The organism is Myroides sp. LoEW2-1, from assembly GCF_009767705.1.
GTDB lineage: Bacteria > Bacteroidota > Bacteroidia > Flavobacteriales > Flavobacteriaceae > Flavobacterium > Flavobacterium album_A.
Genome location: NZ_WSPP01000008.1, coordinates 1 through 17,390 on the forward strand (window position 1 = coordinate 1; position 17,390 = coordinate 17,390).

Consider the following 17,390-nt stretch of genomic DNA (forward strand, 5'->3'; position numbering starts at 1 on the left):
GAGAATCTCTCAGAAAAATAATCAAAAAATAATAACTCTTTTTAGCTATATTTATACTACTAAAAAACAAGGCGAAGAACTGTCCACTTTCACACTGGAATAGACTGTTCACTTTCACACCGGAATAGGCTGTTCACTTTCAGTGGAATATTCAATTGCTCGCTGGTTGTGTGATTACACAGTAAACTTACAATAATTTGAAAGCAATTCACAACATGCTGAATGGATAGTAAAAGAATGGTTAAGTTGTGTGATTACACAGTAAACTTACAATAATTTGAAAGCAATTCACAACGCTAAGGCTTCGCGCAATTCACTTCGCTGTGTTGTGTGATTACACAGTAAACTTACAATAATTTGAAAGCAATTCACAACGTCTTGGAGACAGAGTCAAGCCTTCAGATAGTTGTGTGATTACACAGTAAACTTACAATAATTTGAAAGCAATTCACAACACATCTTCAACACTATATTTACCCCATTGTGTTGTGTGATTACACAGTAAACTTACAATAATTTGAAAGCAATTCACAACGTGAAGTAAACATGGATACAGCAGAGATTCGTTGTGTGATTACACAGTAAACTTACAATAATTTGAAAGCAATTCACAACTATCGGCTTTCTCTTTTCCGTATCTATCAAGTTGTGTGATTACACAGTAAACTTACAATAATTTGAAAGCAATTCACAACTTGTGTAGTGTATCGTACATTTTTATTTCAGTTGTGTGATTACACAGTAAACTTACAATAATTTGAAAGCAATTCACAACCCTAATTTAGATATTTCACAATTCTGCGTAGTTGTGTGATTACACAGTAAACTTACAATAATTTGAAAGCAATTCACAACGTGCGAATTATAAAATAAAACACCCCTTTTGTTGTGTGATTACACAGTAAACTTACAATAATTTGAAAGCAATTCACAACCGCTTGAATTGAATACCGATATCCTTAACTGTTGTGTGATTACACAGTAAACTTACAATAATTTGAAAGCAATTCACAACACATTTATTGACGCTACACTCATATCCTATGTTGTGTGATTACACAGTAAACTTACAATAATTTGAAAGCAATTCACAACGATTCGTCACGCTCTTTCACATCGGGTATAGTTGTGTGATTACACAGTAAACTTACAATAATTTGAAAGCAATTCACAACGATTCGTCACGCTCTTTCACATCGGGTATAGTTGTGTGATTACACAGTAAACTTACAATAATTTGAAAGCAATTCACAACATTGGTTCCTAAGATATATAGTACTATATTGTTGTGTGATTACACAGTAAACTTACAATAATTTGAAAGCAATTCACAACGATTCGTCACGCTCTTTCACATCGGGTATAGTTGTGTGATTACACAGTAAACTTACAATAATTTGAAAGCAATTCACAACGATTCGTCACGCTCTTTCACATCGGGTATAGTTGTGTGATTACACAGTAAACTTACAATAATTTGAAAGCAATTCACAACGAGTGCCTAACAAACTCCATTGATGTACTTGTTGTGTGATTACACAGTAAACTTACAATAATTTGAAAGCAATTCACAACAGTTGTTCTTCACTGGGTTCACATGGAAGGGTTGTGTGATTACACAGTAAACTTACAATAATTTGAAAGCAATTCAGAACATTGAGGAGTCAACTAAGGATGATCCTTTAGTTGTGTGATTACACAGTAAACTTACAATAATTTGAAAACAATTCACAACTTGCTCCTTATCGAGATAAAAAAAAGTTATTGTGTGATTATCATATAAAAAATACATATCTTTGCCTTGTATTTCGAATCACTTAATTGTGATACCAACCGAGAGTAGTCTCCACGGTGGTCAAATAATACGGGAAGTAATCCAAAAACAACGTTTTTATCTCCTTTTCTTATTTAGCGAAATACAATATTGTTAAATTTAAAATATTGTATAATGTATTTAAACAAAGACCTTTCTGCTTATACAGATGCAGAATTTATTGATTTTATTAATCAATTAAATAATCCAATGGATTACCTACTACAAAAAAACAGCATTATTCCAGAAATTTCTAAACGAAACTGGGACTATAGAAACCTTATCTATGATGAGTCAGGTATCCTTTATTTAGCCAATCAGGTTATATTGGAACAAAATGTTCTCTTTGAAAAAAACGTTCCTTTCCCCTCACAAGTTGGATTATTCTATCAAGAAACACTAAGCCCTTCCTTTAGTAATCTTTTAGAAAATAGAGCACTAAATGGCAAAAGGTTAGTTACTTCCAGAAACAATGCAAATCAACTTTTTTTGGGAGGTAAGCAGGTTGCGATTATTGAATCAAATCAATTATCAGAATTAACTGCTGATGATTTATTCATTTTTATGCAAATAGGAGAACAAATTTTTCCTGAATTGCAGACATCATTAAAATCATGCAACTTAGACCAATATATTATCTTTACTCGTAAGACGGGTTTTAGACAATATGGTTACTTTGAAGTATATTAGTTTTTAGAAAAAGATAAGTCCTTACTTTTTAGAACGGGACTTATTTTTTTACATTCTTATGTTTATTTGATTGTTCTTCACATTGTCCGGTACCAAGATAAAAATTTCCGATCAACTCATCTACTATCTCATTTATTTCCTTTTTTTTAGCAAACAATATCTTGGCAATCTCTGTATTTATAATTGACTCATTTTCTGTTATTTCCACAAGTTTTCTTTCTAAAAAGCACGAATTAAATATAGTTTCATGATCAATTGTATAAAAGAAAAAACTACTGCCTTTAGATGTATTTAGTAAGAGATTATAATTATTGTGGTTTCTATCTTCATTAGCAACCCAAATATCAAAGAGTGTAATCAATAAAAAATCAGTTTTATCCTTTAGCTTGAGTCTAAAATTCTTGTCCTTACAACAAGGAAAAATATTCTATTCATTTGTGTGTCATTTTCTATTCTAAACATTCCCTTCTTCAACTACATTCGTCAAAAGCTAAGCTCCAATGGTCAAAAAGATTTAAACCTTTTTGTTAGACTACCTGCCCCTCCCTAAAAACACTGTACAGTTAAAAGCAGGATTATAAACAATAACTGTACAGTTATATTAGGACGAGACAGACCTAAAAGGGGGTGGTCGGCTTGTGGTCGCATAGTGATCGCATACTTTACAGCCAAATTCATGCGACCACTATGCGACCACCTTGTTATCACTTACCGATCAATTGCCTGAATATACCGCACAAAAAAAGCCTAACTACATTTGTAATTAGGCTTGTATATTATTATACACTATAGATCATACATGAAGAAAAATGATTGGCATGGCGCATATCTAATACCGATTGACCTATCCTTTCAATTCTCCGTACTTGTATTCCGTTTCTATTATCAGTTTTCCCATGTCATCATACTCTTTGGTAAGTCCGTGAAGTAACCCGTGCTCATAGTTTGCTTCCTTTTTTAGTTGTCCGTTCTTGTCATACTCCTTAACCACGCCATCTAATACCCCACTTTCATAATTTGCCTCTACTTGCACTTGCCCATCTTCATAATATCCTTTCACTATCCCATTTTCTAATCCATTCTCATAACTTGCTTCGCCAGATAACTGCCCATTCTCGTAATACCCCTTAATCTGTCCATGCAGTACCCCATCCTTATAGTCTGCTTCCGTTACAAGATGTCCTTTTGCAGAATAACTCTTTTTAACCCCCTCTATCTTTCCGTTTTTATAACTTGTTTCAGAGATAATCTTCCCCTCTTGGCTATATTCTTTCAGTATACCCTCTAATTTCCCTTCCTTATAAACAGCTTCAGCCTTTACTATTCCACTCTCGTAATACCCCTTAGTCATTCCATGTAGCACGCCATCCACATAGCTATCTTCTACTTCTAATTGGCCATTGCCATAGTAACTCTTTGCGATACCTGTAAATCCTTTATCAGAATTGACCTCATAAAACACTCCTCCTCTTTCTTGAAGGTTTTTAAAATTAACTTCTTTCTCTTGACTTGTACAATTCATTGATACAATGGAAAAAAGTAATAAGCACAAAATTCTTTTCATATCTTGTAATTCTATAATTTGATAGGCTATTGCTTTTCTTTAACTAAAGCGAATAGACGCATTAAACTTGATTTAATTTGCCAATCCATGAGCTTAAATCCTTTTTGTCAAAATAGCTATCTCTACAATACTACTCCGCTAAGATCGGCTTTAAATAGGGACCAAAACAATACTCTTGGTAATTGTACAACGGCAATTCACATCATTTATTCTTGGATAAATATCTTTATTAAAGACTACAAACGCACAAAATAAAGAGTCATTTTTATCAAGAATAACAGGATCCTTTTAAAAAAAACGATCTCCTTTGGGTTTGTATTCTTTCTTACTTAGGTCGTAAAAAGTATTTTTGCTATTGAGGATATAAAGATACACTTTATCCCTATTCTCCTTTACCAGGTCAGCATCGATTACTTCAACATTTACAAATGTATCTACTTCTTCAGAAGAACTATAGTACAAACTGACAAAGTCATTCTTCTTTGAAGGGGTAATCACCCATTGCATCGTCAAAAAATCCCAAATTCCCTTTTCTCCATCTTGACTGACAATACCGTAAGCTAATTCGGGAAGCTGATGGATAATTTGCGTATCAACTTCACTAATAGTCTTTCCAGATAACAAACCTTTTATGCGATATCTTTCTTTGTCTACGCCTACAACAACCCACAAGTCTGACTGTGAACTGTACTTTTGCAAGATATCAGGATATTCTTTGCTATCAGCAAATCCCTCTACAACTGCTCCATTTTGATGAATGATAGCATAGTTCCTTTCAGCGTGATCCCCCTTGACTATGACTGCATAAAACTGATCGCGATACGAGAAGGGAGTAAATACCTTAGCTCTCTTGGAAACTTCGTCGTAAAGTGTAGGACTAATTCCCGTGAGCTCTCCCAAGTGATTGACGCGAAACCCCTTGATTGTAGTATCTATTAAATGGCTATACTCCATAGGATTATACACGCCAATTTCGGGTTCTAAAAATGCTATTTGATCAAAAAAACGCGAATCATATCCAGCATAACTCCCTTTAATCTTTCCATAAAGTCCAAAGTCATTTCTGGTCATCTGATAGACATGTAAGTCCAAATCTGGGCAAAAGAATATAGGAAATGCGATAAAAGGTTGGGATAATTTCTTTTTTGAGATTCTATGCATATAACCCCATTTTTGGGATTTCTTGTCATAATAAGGAATCAAGTCCTTAGATGAATAAGGTTTTATTTGACTGGTCAAACGCTCTTCAACTTGAGTACTATAACTACCTTCTTGTGCTGAAAGAACAAAGCTCATCAAGAAAAGAACTGCAAAGATTATCTTCTTAATCATATCATTTTTGCAGTTAAAGATACACAAAAGCCTAACTACTCTTGTAATTAGGCTTATATATATTGACTGTTTTTTTAAAAAAATTATGGGCGAATTGCAATTCGCTCAAATAGCAAACAGGCGAATTGCAATTCGCTCAAATAGCAAACAGGCGAATTGCAATTGGCCCCTACAGTAAACTTTCTACGCACATGATGGCGCATTTTTCTCCATCTATTGCTGCAGAGATGATACCTCCTGCATAACCTGCTCCTTCTCCACATGGATACAATCCTTTAATCTGTGGGTGTTCTAACGTCAAATCTTCGCGTGGAATGCGCACTGGTGATGATGTTCTACTCTCTGGTGCATGAAGGATAGCTTCGTTGGTAAAATACCCTTTCATCGACTTGCCAAACTCTTGAAAACCTTCTCTCATAATTTGGGTTAAGAACCCTGGGAATACTTCTCCTAACTCAACAGAAGTCGTTCCGGGCACATAAGAAGTCTTAGGGATCAATTCAGATACTTTAGACTGTGAGAAGTCCACCATGCGCTGTGCTGGTACAGCTTGTGTCTCTCCTGCTAATAAAAAGGCCCTTTGTTCAATTGCCTTTTGAAATTCCATACCCGCCAAGGCACCAAATTTCTCAAAAGGTTTAAAATCTTCTAAGCGCAACTCTACTACGATACCAGAGTTGGCTGTTGGCTGATCGCGTTTAGACGGCGACCATCCATTCGTTACTACTTCCCCTGGTGCAGTAGCACAAGGCGCAATAACCCCTCCAGGACACATACAGAATGAATACATTCCGCGTCCATTGACCTGCTTCACGATAGAATAAGGTGCTGGCGGCAAAAATTCACCTCTGTAGTCACAAGAGTATTGTATCTTGTCGATAAGAGATTGGGGATGCTCTGCACGTACCCCTAAGGCAAACGGTTTTGCCTCTATCAATATCTGTTTGCGATTTAATAATTCGTATATATCACGAGCGGAGTGCCCTGTGGCTAAAATGACTTTTTTTGCTTCAATAATATCACCCCCATTTACAATAACTCCTTGGATTGCACTGCTTTTGATTACAAAGTCTTCTACGCGTGTTTCAAACAAGACCTCTCCTCCAAACTCAATGATCTTCTCGCGCATATCCTGCATAATCTTTGGCAACTTATTAGTTCCAATATGTGGATGAGCCTCTACTAAAATATCTTGAGTAGCACCAAAAGCGACTAACAACTCTAAGATGCGGTTGACATCTCCGCGTTTTTTAGAACGCGTATATAATTTACCATCAGAATAGGTACCTGCTCCTCCTTCTCCAAAACAGTAGTTTGAATCAGGGTTCACAATGTGATCTCTGTTAATTGCCTTCAAATCACGACGACGACCTCTTACATCTTTTCCTCTTTCTAATACGATTGGCTTTACTCCTAATTCGATTAATTGCAAAGCAGCAAAGTACCCTGCAGGACCTGCTCCGACAACAATTACTCGCTCGGCATCTCTTACGTTCTTATACTCAGGGAAATTAATTTTTCTGTGTACAACATCATCATCTGCATAGAAAACAGCAACTTTTAAATTGATCTTCACGGTGCGCTGTCTGGCATCGATAGATCGCTTTAGGATAGTAATATGCTTAATATCCTTAGGAGAACACTTCACGTGGTTCGCAACGTACTGTGTCAATAGATCAGCTTTTGCTGCTACTTCTGGAAGAACTTGTAACTGTAATTCTTGTGGCATTTTGTTATAAAGCAAATAAAAATTAAAGGCGCAAAAATAAACTAAAAACGCTTACTTTTTTTACTATTTTATAGTCGTAGCTTATTTTTTTTAACATCCTCATCCAAAGTACACCTTACACTTGTAAAAAACTAATTTTAAACACATTATAGACTATCTCTAATTAACCTGTTCGATATCGATTAAGTCCTATGGACAACTCTTGTATTTGCAGAATAAGAGAATCATTGAGATCGACACCTTGTAATCCACTACACAAATCACCAAAGAGAGAGTCGCTTTTCAAAAGTTATACTATTAAAATATTTTCGTATAATTTCCTATACAATAAACCATATCTAAGGATAGGTTTGGTTAATTTTATTATATTGTTCTAACATTCAAACAACACCTTATGCACGTAAACTACCAAACTACAATTGTAAAAACAGCTGAAAAAGACGATCGAATCCGAGCAGTAATCCTCAACGGGTCGAGAGCTAACTCCTTAGTTAAACCAGATAAATATCAAGACTACGATATTGTGTACTTTGTCACAGATATTGAAACTGTAAAGATAGAAGAAGTCATTCACCAAGCCTTTGGCGAACCAATTATAGAACAACGTCCTGACGATATGGAATTAGGCAACGAGATTGGCAACACTCCTATTTCGTACACTTACCTTATGATCTTCGAAGACTACAGCAGAATAGACTTGACTTTATTTCCCATAGGAGAACTGGCCAAATACAAGCGAGATAGCCTATCAGTAGTGTGGTTAGATAAAGACCATTTGTTTGATGATATACCTCAGCCGTCAGACCGTGACTACCACGTAAATCGACCAACTCAAAGAGCTTTTACAGAAGTGTGTAATGAGTTTTGGTGGTGCACAACTAATGTTGCAAAAGGCTTGGCAAGAGAAGAAAGACTCTACGCTAAAGACATGATGGAAACTGTTGTCCGCCCCATGTTTACAGAATTGCTTTCTTGGAAAATTGGCTGTGAACACAATTTTGAAGTATCCATTGGAAAATCGGGAAAGTTTATCAAACAATATCTCAGTGCTGAAGATTACAATCGCGTCCTACGCACATATAGCAATGCTAATGTGCAACGCACTTGGGATGCACTGACCGTTATGACGACTTATTTCTATGAGTTGCAACTTTATTTAGGAAAGCAATTGGAATTGGAAGTCAATACATCAGAAGCTAATCAAGTCTTAAAATACATCAAGTATATTCAAGAAAATCCCCAATAGTAGCTCAATTAGCTCCTGATATCAATAAGAATGAGCACCTCTCGTTTTTAGGTGCCTTCTATCTTGATTCCAGTAAAAGTTGCTTGCTCAACTCACCAATTCTCACAAGTTTGTCTTCTACTTCAGTAGACCACGGCAAGCCTATACACAGGCGAATACAGTTTTCGAATTGCTCTTGAACCGTAAACATACGCCCTGGTGCAATACTTATCTTTTCAGCAATAGCTAAGTCATAGAGTTTCATTGCTTGCACTCTTTGGTCAAACTCAATCCAAAGTGATAAACCTCCTTGTGGTCGGTTTACTTTAGTACCAATGGGAAAACTTGTGATGATTGTATTGAGGTATTTTTGGTAGTTACTATACAAGTTTTGTCTTAGTTTTCTCAAATGCTTATCGTAGTTACCGGATTTCATAAAGCTGGCGACTGCCTCTTGCATTAGCCCCGGCGTAGATATCGCGTGAACTAATTTTTGATGGAGAATCTTATCCTTGTATTTTCCAGGAGAGACCCATCCTACACGATAACCAGGAGCTAAAGTCTTTGATACAGAACTACACCAAAGCACATTACCTGTCTTGTCAAAAGCTTTACAGCATTTGGGGCGATGATTGCCAAAATAAAGATCCCCGTACACATCATCTTCAATCAGAGGAATATTGTGTTTGTCCAATAGGGCTACAATTGCCCTTTTATTCTCCTCTGGCATACAGCTTCCCAATGGCGTATTGTAATTAGAAATCAGTAAACACAAGTCGATATACTCAACTGCTTCTTCTAATGCCTCTACCTTTATTCCCGTGATTGGATCAGTTGGAAGCTCTAATACTTTGAAGCCTAAGTCAATGGCTAATTGGAATATACCTGGATAACACGGGCTTTCAATTGCTATAGTATCCCCTGGTTTTCCCAAAGCTAACATACACAGCGAAATCGCACTCATACTGCCATTAGTGGTAATGATATCTTCTTCCTTCAACGTACCTCCCCAAGTCATTGCTCTATGTGCGATCATTCTTCTCAAGTGCAAATTGCCCTGTACAGAATCATATTCTATTCCCCCATCAACAAGTAAACGCGAGGCTGCTACTATTTCCTTTTTCATCTTAGAAGAAGGTAAAAAACCGTCGTATAAAGTACTATACGAAAATAGCGTAAAATCTCTGTTTCCCATATTAGAGTAAACTTTTCGGATAATTTCCTTAGGTTCCTTATTATTGGCTAACAGTACAGGCTTGCTAACCTCAGGTATAGGGACTTCTGCATAAAACAAATTACTCACAAAATAGCCTGATTGAGGCTTTACTTCGATTAAGGCATTTGCTTCTAACTCTTGATAAATTCGCTTGGCTGTATTCATGCTAATTTTGTACTCACTACAAAGTGCGCGAATAGAAGGCAAACGATCTCCTTCTTGTAATACGCCACTTCGAATCTGACTGGCAATCGCATCAGCAATAGTGACATAAATATAACTGTGTTCCATAACTATCTTAACTGTACCCGTGTAAATTTACAAAATTGATACTGTACTTATTAAAGATTCAACGGATTTTTGTCTGGTAAATAAAACATAGAAATGAAAACGACAACAGTAATAGATATAACGCCTTCTTCAAATTCAACTAACGGGTGGATCAATGGATTCATAGGAGTATTCTTATTTAGTGGGTCTATGCCGGCAACAAAGGTAGCTGTCATAGAAATGGACCCGCTATTTGTAACGGCTTCCCGTGCGGGTATTGCTGGTGTTTTAGCTCTGATCTGTCTTTTGATTTTCAAAGAAAAAAAGCCAACTAAAGCACAACTTCTTCCCTTGAGTATTGTAGCAATCGGCGGGGTGATTGGCTTCCCCTTACTATCGGCTTTAGCACTGCAGTATATCACCTCAGCGCATTCTCTGGTTTACTTAGGGATCTTACCTATGTGTACAGCGGTTTTTGCAGTAATTAGAGGAGGAGAAAAGCCCAAAGGCATCTTTTGGTTATTCTCCATATTGGGTAGTCTGTTAGTCATTGGCTTTGCAGTTCTGCAAGGAGGAACAAGTTCGCCCCTTGGAAACATCCTCATGATTATCGCTATTCTACTGTGTGGTCTTAGCTACGCTGAAGGAGCTAAATTATCCAAATCCCTTGGTGGATGGCAAGTAATTTCATGGGCTGTGGTGCTTTCACTACCTATCTCACTGCCAATTATGTTTATTACAGCACCTGCCACGCCAGAGTTCATCAGCATAGATGCCTGGATAGGAGTTGCTTATTTAGGAGTATTTAGCATGTTTGTAGGTTTTATCTTTTGGTATAAAGGGTTGGCACAGGGAGGAATCGCTTCTGTAGGTCAATTGCAGTTGTTACAGCCTTTCTTCGGATTAGCTTTAGCTGCTTATCTTCTGAACGAACACGTAAGCTCCAGTATGATCTTAGTAACATTAGGTGTTATTCTATGTGTAGCTGGAAGTAAAAAATTTGGTTAACTCAAAACAATGAGCTCAGATCAGGCATTCGCTATCACACAAGCATACCATACAGTTACTTCAGTGTCAATGGAAGAATTGTCAATGCAATATGCTCTTGTCGTATAAACTCTATAGATACTCTGGATCAATCACAGTGGAAACTTTAATTGAGAAAGCTTTACCTTATTTTTAGCTTTCAAACCAAACCACAATAAAATGATGATACAAAATAGCAATCTAAATGACAAAGAGGAGATCTTCAAGTTATACGAACTGGCTACTAACTTTCAGAAAGAGCGATATACTGTACATTGGCCTATTTTTAAAGACAGCCTCATCGAAAGTGAAATTAAGCAAAACAGACAATGGAAACTTGTGATAGATGGGCAAATAGCTTGTATTTGGGCAACGACTTTTAGCGATCCTCAAATATGGCAAGAGAAAAATAGCGATCCTGCTGTTTATATCCACCGAATTGCGACTCATCCCAATTTCAGAGGTAGGCAGTTAGTACAACACATCGTAAATTGGGCCAAAGACTATGCTTCGGCAAATGACAAAGCCTACATCCGAATGGATACCGTAGGAGAAAACACCAGTCTTATAACTTACTACCAACGATGCGGATTTGCTTTCTTAGGCTTATCTAAACTAAATGACACGGAAGGTTTACCCATGCATTACGACAATGCTATAGTCAGTTTATTTGAGATTTCACTGTAGCACATACAAAAAAGCAAGCTAATAAAGATTCTTTCTTAGCTTGCTTTTCGATTTATAGAATGAAATGATTAAGTAACGATTGACTTGTGTGTACTGAACTTTTCCCACACTTGATCTTGGGCAATTAGCGCCAGTTCTTCCACCAGCAAGTAGACCTCTTCAAAGGTATTGTACAAGGCAACAGGGGCCAACCTAATAATATCTGGCTCTCTGTAATCAGGAATAAAATTGCGTTCTTTTAAAGCCAGGCAGATTCTATAGGCTTGTTTATGCACCAAAGCAACATGTCCTCCTCTACATTCATCCTGCTGTTGACTAATGTAACTGTAGCCCCACTGACTTAACTTGTGGTCTATCAAATACATCAAATAGGCGGTTAACATAAGCGATTTCTTGCGTATGCGATCCATGCCTGCCTCTTGGTAAATATCCAATATGCCTTCCAAGGGTGCCATTGAAAACATATTAGGTGTTCCTGTTTGAAAAGCTTTGATATCAGCAGCTTGTTCAAAATTGTATTTCAGCTCAAACTGAGTCTCATCGCTATTTCCAAACCAACCAGCAAGTCCTATTTCTCTTCCAAAGTGTTTCCGATTTACATAAATGCCTGCTGTCGCACCAGGACCAGCTGAAAGATACTTGTAATTGCACCAGATCGCAAAATCAGGTTGGACTAAATTGAAGTCATGTTCTACAGCTCCAATAGAATGACACAAGTCAAAACCAATGATAATTCCCCTTCGATGAGCCTCTTTTGTCAACTTATCAAGGTCCAAAAGCTGTGCACTGCGATAGAGAACAGAAGGCAACAAAACAATCGCTACATCTTCTGTCATGGCATCAATGATACTTTGCTCGTCTAAAAACATCCCGTCTTTACTACTTATAACTTTAATCACATCTTCGACCTGCATCCCTTTTAGCTTAATCTGACTATCAATCGCGTAACGATCAGTTGGAAAATTTAAATCGTCTACTAATATCTTATAGCGCTGTTTGGTTGGTTTCCAAAATGTTGCTATTATCTGATGAATATTCAAAGTTGTATTAGCCGTAACAATTACTTCATCACTATTTGCCTTTATCAGTTTTGCCAATCGAGCACCTAACTTTTTGCCGTAATTAAAATAGTGACCTTCATCTGTATTCCAAATCAATATTCCTTGTTTCTTCCATACCTCCATGACTCTTAACAAGGCCTTTTCTGCATCAATCGAGGCAAGACCTAATGAATTGCCATCCATGTAAATTTGATTGTTCTCAAGTGGGTAGAATCGCTTCTTAAAACTACTTAAAGAGTCATTTTCATCAAGTGACTTAGCATAGTCCAAGGTGGGGTTAAAATTGTTGTTTGTCATAAGTTTATTCTATTTTTTCAAGATTCTGCGTTTGATTGTTGTTGTTTACTATTTAGATTCCACTTGGGGATGTAAGCCAAAGATAGCTTCATAATCCACAGTAAAATTTCCTTTCTTAATTGTAATTTTACTCTCTCTTAAGGAGATAACTTCTAACACTACGTAGTCATTCCAAAATTGCTTCGATATGACTTCTCCTTTCTTATATCCCTCTAATTTGGGCGTTACCTGCCAATACGCTGTAAACAAGTTTGCCACAAGATCAGAATTCCCAACGATTTCAACTGATTGAACAAGGGTTGCGCCTTCTGAATACGCACCGTAGATGTTATTATCTCGCTTTATGTGATAAGTAACGTTTAAATACTCACCTTGACGCGTTGAAATCCCTGGTACGTATTTTTCGATAATTTTACTTTTTTGTCTTAGCTGTTCTTTGTAAGCCATGCGCATTTGTCCTTGTAAGAAGGAAGTAAAATTCATTGTCACAAAATTGTAATCAAGATTTCGAAAAACGGTAAAATAATCTTGACCAAAATGCCCCTTAAGAGCATTAGCAAGATTGTCATATCCCCGTTTTGACTTTTCTTGAGCAGTCAGTTCCCTATTGTTTTCAATTGGAACCTGTCCATTTCTTTGTTGGGTGTTTTCCGTACTGTAAACTGCCTGATTTTGATTGGTCTCTTGAGCTAAAGAAATACCTTCTCTCCCCTCTATGTCAACATCAAGTAATAATTCAGCTGCAGTAATTTGATTCAGCCACTCCTCCTTATAACAGGCAATACATATAATTTTCTTTAAGCGAATTTGGTTCTCTGTCGTAGCCATTGTCAAACTTTGCTTGACAAGCTCATTAATAGCAGGATTTTGAATATTGGGATCTTGCTGTTGTAACAATATGGCATTATTATCTAATACCTGTTCTATTTTCAATAAATAAGGAAGGGCTTTATTGGAAGTCTTTTTTACTTGAGTTTGTTCCTTCTCAGTCATTCGAAATGTCTGAGCTTGTCCCCAAAAACTCATACACAAACAAACTATTGTTGCTACTATTCTCATTTTGCCTTTTATCTTAATACTCAAATATACAAATAAATAGTAGCGAGCCTTGCAGTGATCTACAGCTAATTTTAGTTTACTGAATTAATATTATCTTTGCCAGATAATTCAGCATATATGATATTACAAGATACAATAGTAGCATTGGCAACCCCATCTGGTGCAGGTGCTATTGCCATCATAAGAGTTTCGGGTAAAGATGCTATCACATTAGTAAACGGTATCTTTAAATCGATTAAAAACAAAGACCTGACAAAACAAAAAACACATACCCTACACTTGGGGCATATCGTAGATGGAGATCGCGTTTTGGATCAGGTGTTAATCTCTATTTTTAAAGGTCCTAATTCCTATACAGGAGAGAATACAGTAGAGATATCTTGCCACGGTTCTACCTTCATCCAGCAACAAATAATCCAATTGTGTCTGCGCAAAGGTGCTAAGATGGCCCAAGCTGGGGAGTTTACCATGCGTGCCTTCTTAAACGGTAAGTTAGATTTATCACAAGCCGAGGCTGTCGCTGACTTAATCGCTTCTGATAACGAAGCAAGTCATCAAATCGCAATGCAGCAAATGCGCGGGGGATTCTCAAGTGAGATTGCTAAACTACGCGAGCAGTTGTTGAACTTTGCCTCGTTGATTGAATTAGAACTTGATTTCTCAGAGGAAGATGTGGAATTTGCAGATCGTACGCAGTTTAAAGAACTAATCGACCGCATAGAATTTGTGCTAAAACGCCTTATCGACTCTTTCGCAGTAGGTAATGTAATTAAGAATGGAATCCCTGTAGCTATCGTTGGAGAACCTAACGTAGGGAAATCAACTTTATTAAATGCTTTACTAAATGAAGAGCGCGCTATCGTCTCTGATATTGCAGGGACAACCCGTGATACGATTGAGGATGAATTAGTAATCGATGGTATTGGTTTTAGATTTATAGACACCGCTGGTATCCGCGAAACAAAAGATGTGGTAGAAAGCATTGGTATCCAAAAGACGTTTGAGAAGATTGAAGCGGCTCAAGTTGTTATATACCTAATCGATGGAGCTAAATTAAACAGTAGTTCTTTAGATGAAATAAAAGTTGAGTTAGAAAAACTCAAAAACAAGTATCCACTAAAACCACTACTTGTAGTTTGTAATAAAAAGGATTTATTATCAGAAGAACAAATCGCTTTATATCATGCAAACATTGATAATCTGATGTTGATGTCTGCAAAGGAGAATGTAGGTGTAGAGGAGCTAAAAGAGGCTCTATTAGGCTTTGTTAATACTGGTGCTCTACGCAATAATGAAACAATCGTAACCAATACGCGTCACTACGATTCTCTTCTAAAAGCTTTGGAGGAAATCGAAAAAGTGAAATGGGGACTTCAGACTAATTTATCTGCAGACTTAATGGCTATTGATATTCGTCAGGCTTTATATTTCTTCGGTGAAATAACAGGGCAAGTTACGAATGACGAATTGTTAGGTAATATTTTTGCGAACTTTTGTATCGGGAAGTAGGTTACGTTTCCGTTGTTAAGATATACTTTCTTTTGATTGACTATCAGTAAATTAACACTGATAGTCTTTTCTTTTATGTTCTTTTCTTAGTATATTCGTTGCTACAAATTCATCACATATTTTAAATATGTAGCAAATATCATCACATAATGAAAATCACACTAAGAGAACGTCTATTACCCAGTGGTAAAATCAACCTATCTATCGAATACTATAAAGGTACCATACTCCAACCGAATGGTAAACGCAAAACGGTTAGAGATTATGAAAACTTAAAACTATTCTTACACAGCGAACCTAAAAATGCTGGTGAAAGAAAAGAGAATAAAGAAACCCTGGCACTTGCCAAACAAATCTTAGCTATTCGAGAAGCGGAGTTTTACCAAGGTCGCTTTGAACTAAAGAATACCACCAAAGGCAAAAGAACCTTTTTAGACTACTTTCAGGAGAAAACGGAGGAGAAATCCGATAGTCCAAAAAACTACGGCAATTGGACGGCTACAATGGTTCATTTAAAGCGATGCATCTCTCCTAACACTATTTTTGATGATATAGATGAGAAGTTTGTAAAACGTGTGCGTACTTACTTCGATAAAGAGGCACGAACTAAGAGTGATCTCCCTTTATCACTTAACTCTAAATACTCCTACTTCAACAAATTTAAAGCCTGTTTGCGTGCAGCCTTTGATGAGGGCTACTTAGCTCTAAATTATGCAGCTAAAATCAAATCATTTGAACAAGCTGAGAGTCAACGAGAATACCTCACGTTTAATGAAGTACAACAATTAGCCAATACGGAATGTAAATATGAGGTTTTAAAACGCGCATTCTTGTTCTCTTGTCTTACTGGTTTGCGATGGTCAGATATAAACAAAATGACTTGGTCAGAGGTAAGAGAAGAACATCAAGAAGGAGAAAAAGAAATATTTAGAATCAATTTTACACAACAAAAGACTGGCGGAATAGAATATCTTTATATTTCTAAACAAGCTCGTGAGCTATTAGGTGAACGCAAAGGCAATATAGACCGTGTATTTATTGGTCTGAAGTATTCTGCTGTATATAACAATGCTATTGTCCTATGGTGTAATAAAGCTGGTATTTCAAAACATATCACATTCCATAGCGCACGTCATACTTATGCCGTATTATCATTAGAAAATGGTATAGATATTTATACACTTTCAAAACGTTTGGGACATGGAGAGATACGAACAACAGATATATATGCAAAAATAATAGATGCAAAAAACAAAGAAGCAGCTAATTTAATTCCTGAACTAAGTTTTTAATAGTATGACAAACACTGAAATAGCACAGCTAAAAGAAGATATAAAAAAGGAGCTTCGATTAGAAATGAAAGCTGAATTAAAAGAACTAGTGAAAAATGAAATATGTGCTCTCCTATTTGACGAAGGAGCTTTTGAGACACCTTTAAGAGCGTATATTAAGTCATTAGCCTATGAAGATATTCATTATCTCAGGATGCTAAATAATGGCTTGGTGAAACATGGCAGCAATCTTATAGAGATTCCCGAAACATCAACGGGAACGCTATCTATGAAATTAAAAAAGAATATTAATTTCAAGCAACTATATGATAACTGTATTGAATCGGGCATAATGGAAGCTTCTTTTGATGATTTTAAAGCAGTACTTAATTTTGAAGCGGAATCAGGATATATATATTGGTTACAAAAAGCTCGAAAAAGCTTTACTTATAAAGGTATTTTTGAGTTATACGAATCTGTTTATGATGAAGATTTTTTTAATTTAAATCCACATTTACAACGCTTATTCATAGCCTATTTAAGTAATAAGTTTCTACTGGAGGGAAAACCTAAATTATACGTTGAATTTGAAAAAAGTTTCAATAAGGTGTATAAAGGAAAATAAGAGATACTCAAAACTA

Annotated in this window: 14 protein-coding genes, 1 CRISPR repeat array and 1 riboswitch; of the genes, 7 read left to right on the top strand and 7 right to left on the bottom strand. The window is 36.4% G+C overall.

All coding sequences use genetic code 11. From position 1 onward, the window contains the following. Window positions 1-165: 165 nt before the first annotated feature. Window positions 166-1,735: a CRISPR direct-repeat array (repeat unit 50 nt; unit sequence GTTGTGTGATTACACAGTAAACTTACAATAATTTGAAAGCAATTCACAAC). Window positions 1,736-1,798: 63 nt separating this feature from the next. Continuing rightward, window positions 1,799-1,894, top strand: a riboswitch (SAM-I-IV-variant riboswitch). Between the two features lie 54 nt (window positions 1,895-1,948). After that, window positions 1,949-2,503, top strand: coding sequence for a hypothetical protein (locus tag GOQ24_RS00775; RefSeq protein ID WP_160338909.1), 555 nt, complete (start codon window positions 1,949-1,951; stop codon window positions 2,501-2,503). Window positions 2,504-2,543: 40 nt separating this feature from the next. Here GOQ24_RS00775 and GOQ24_RS00780 read toward each other — a convergent pair whose 3' ends face one another. The 4 genes from GOQ24_RS00780 to GOQ24_RS00795 form a co-directional block, all read right to left on the bottom strand. Beyond that, complete coding sequence (locus tag GOQ24_RS00780) at window positions 2,544-2,864, bottom strand: HipA family kinase (protein WP_160338910.1); 321 nt, start codon at window positions 2,862-2,864, stop codon at window positions 2,544-2,546. Between the two features lie 483 nt (window positions 2,865-3,347). After that, on the bottom strand, window positions 3,348-4,067 hold the full coding sequence (locus GOQ24_RS00785) for a toxin-antitoxin system YwqK family antitoxin (protein ID WP_160338911.1): 720 nt from the start codon (window positions 4,065-4,067) through the stop codon (window positions 3,348-3,350). Between the two features lie 288 nt (window positions 4,068-4,355). After that, window positions 4,356-5,399, bottom strand: a complete 1,044-nt coding sequence (locus tag GOQ24_RS00790; RefSeq protein ID WP_160338912.1) for a hypothetical protein — start codon at window positions 5,397-5,399, stop codon at window positions 4,356-4,358. 169 nt (window positions 5,400-5,568) lie between these two features. Continuing rightward, entirely contained in the window at window positions 5,569-7,128 is a 1,560-nt protein-coding gene (locus GOQ24_RS00795) for an NAD(P)/FAD-dependent oxidoreductase (protein ID WP_160338913.1), read from the bottom strand. 394 nt (window positions 7,129-7,522) lie between these two features. On the opposite strand from GOQ24_RS00795, the gene GOQ24_RS00800 reads away from it, so the two are divergent. Further along, window positions 7,523-8,374, top strand: a complete 852-nt coding sequence (locus GOQ24_RS00800) for an aminoglycoside 6-adenylyltransferase (RefSeq protein ID WP_155093318.1) — start codon at window positions 7,523-7,525, stop codon at window positions 8,372-8,374. A gap of 58 nt (window positions 8,375-8,432) precedes the next feature. Here the strand turns inward: GOQ24_RS00800 and GOQ24_RS00805 are convergent, their stop codons facing one another. Then, on the bottom strand, window positions 8,433-9,860 hold the full coding sequence (locus GOQ24_RS00805) for a PLP-dependent aminotransferase family protein (protein WP_160338914.1): 1,428 nt from the start codon (window positions 9,858-9,860) through the stop codon (window positions 8,433-8,435). A 93-nt stretch (window positions 9,861-9,953) separates the two neighbouring features. On the opposite strand from GOQ24_RS00805, the gene GOQ24_RS00810 reads away from it, so the two are divergent. Continuing rightward, entirely contained in the window at window positions 9,954-10,847 is an 894-nt protein-coding gene (locus GOQ24_RS00810; protein ID WP_160338915.1) for a DMT family transporter, read from the top strand. A 198-nt stretch (window positions 10,848-11,045) separates the two neighbouring features. Next, on the top strand, window positions 11,046-11,552 hold the full coding sequence (locus tag GOQ24_RS00815; protein WP_160338916.1) for a GNAT family N-acetyltransferase: 507 nt from the start codon (window positions 11,046-11,048) through the stop codon (window positions 11,550-11,552). Between the two features lie 68 nt (window positions 11,553-11,620). Here GOQ24_RS00815 and kynU read toward each other — a convergent pair whose 3' ends face one another. Then, entirely contained in the window at window positions 11,621-12,910 is a 1,290-nt protein-coding gene (kynU, locus tag GOQ24_RS00820) for a kynureninase (RefSeq protein ID WP_160338917.1), read from the bottom strand. 48 nt (window positions 12,911-12,958) lie between these two features. Then, on the bottom strand, window positions 12,959-13,969 hold the full coding sequence (locus GOQ24_RS00825; RefSeq protein ID WP_160338918.1) for a hypothetical protein: 1,011 nt from the start codon (window positions 13,967-13,969) through the stop codon (window positions 12,959-12,961). Window positions 13,970-14,086: 117 nt separating this feature from the next. On the opposite strand from GOQ24_RS00825, the gene mnmE reads away from it, so the two are divergent. From mnmE to GOQ24_RS00840, 3 genes are all read left to right on the top strand, one after another. Next, complete coding sequence (gene mnmE / locus GOQ24_RS00830) at window positions 14,087-15,478, top strand: tRNA uridine-5-carboxymethylaminomethyl(34) synthesis GTPase MnmE (protein ID WP_155093414.1); 1,392 nt, start codon at window positions 14,087-14,089, stop codon at window positions 15,476-15,478. 149 nt (window positions 15,479-15,627) lie between these two features. Further along, the gene (locus tag GOQ24_RS00835; protein ID WP_160338919.1) at window positions 15,628-16,770 is read left to right on the top strand and encodes a site-specific integrase; all 1,143 of its coding nucleotides are present in this window, start codon (window positions 15,628-15,630) and stop codon (window positions 16,768-16,770) included. Window positions 16,771-16,774: 4 nt separating this feature from the next. Continuing rightward, a complete protein-coding gene (locus GOQ24_RS00840) occupies window positions 16,775-17,374 on the top strand; it encodes a hypothetical protein (RefSeq protein WP_160338920.1) in 600 nt (199 codons plus the stop codon). Window positions 17,375-17,390 lie beyond the last annotated feature (16 nt).

Coding starts and splice junctions, on each gene's coding strand:
- GOQ24_RS00775 (WP_160338909.1), top strand. CDS start 1,949: ATGTATTTAAACAAAGACCTTTCTGCTTATACAGATGCAGAATTTATT.
- GOQ24_RS00785 (WP_160338911.1), bottom strand. CDS start 4,067: ATGAAAAGAATTTTGTGCTTATTACTTTTTTCCATTGTATCAATGAAT.
- GOQ24_RS00790 (WP_160338912.1), bottom strand. CDS start 5,399: ATGATTAAGAAGATAATCTTTGCAGTTCTTTTCTTGATGAGCTTTGTT.
- GOQ24_RS00795 (WP_160338913.1), bottom strand. CDS start 7,128: ATGCCACAAGAATTACAGTTACAAGTTCTTCCAGAAGTAGCAGCAAAA.
- GOQ24_RS00800 (WP_155093318.1), top strand. CDS start 7,523: ATGCACGTAAACTACCAAACTACAATTGTAAAAACAGCTGAAAAAGAC.
- GOQ24_RS00805 (WP_160338914.1), bottom strand. CDS start 9,860: ATGGAACACAGTTATATTTATGTCACTATTGCTGATGCGATTGCCAGT.
- GOQ24_RS00810 (WP_160338915.1), top strand. CDS start 9,954: ATGAAAACGACAACAGTAATAGATATAACGCCTTCTTCAAATTCAACT.
- GOQ24_RS00815 (WP_160338916.1), top strand. CDS start 11,046: ATGATGATACAAAATAGCAATCTAAATGACAAAGAGGAGATCTTCAAG.
- kynU (WP_160338917.1), bottom strand. CDS start 12,910: ATGACAAACAACAATTTTAACCCCACCTTGGACTATGCTAAGTCACTT.
- GOQ24_RS00825 (WP_160338918.1), bottom strand. CDS start 13,969: ATGAGAATAGTAGCAACAATAGTTTGTTTGTGTATGAGTTTTTGGGGA.
- mnmE (WP_155093414.1), top strand. CDS start 14,087: ATGATATTACAAGATACAATAGTAGCATTGGCAACCCCATCTGGTGCA.
- GOQ24_RS00835 (WP_160338919.1), top strand. CDS start 15,628: ATGAAAATCACACTAAGAGAACGTCTATTACCCAGTGGTAAAATCAAC.
- GOQ24_RS00840 (WP_160338920.1), top strand. CDS start 16,775: ATGACAAACACTGAAATAGCACAGCTAAAAGAAGATATAAAAAAGGAG.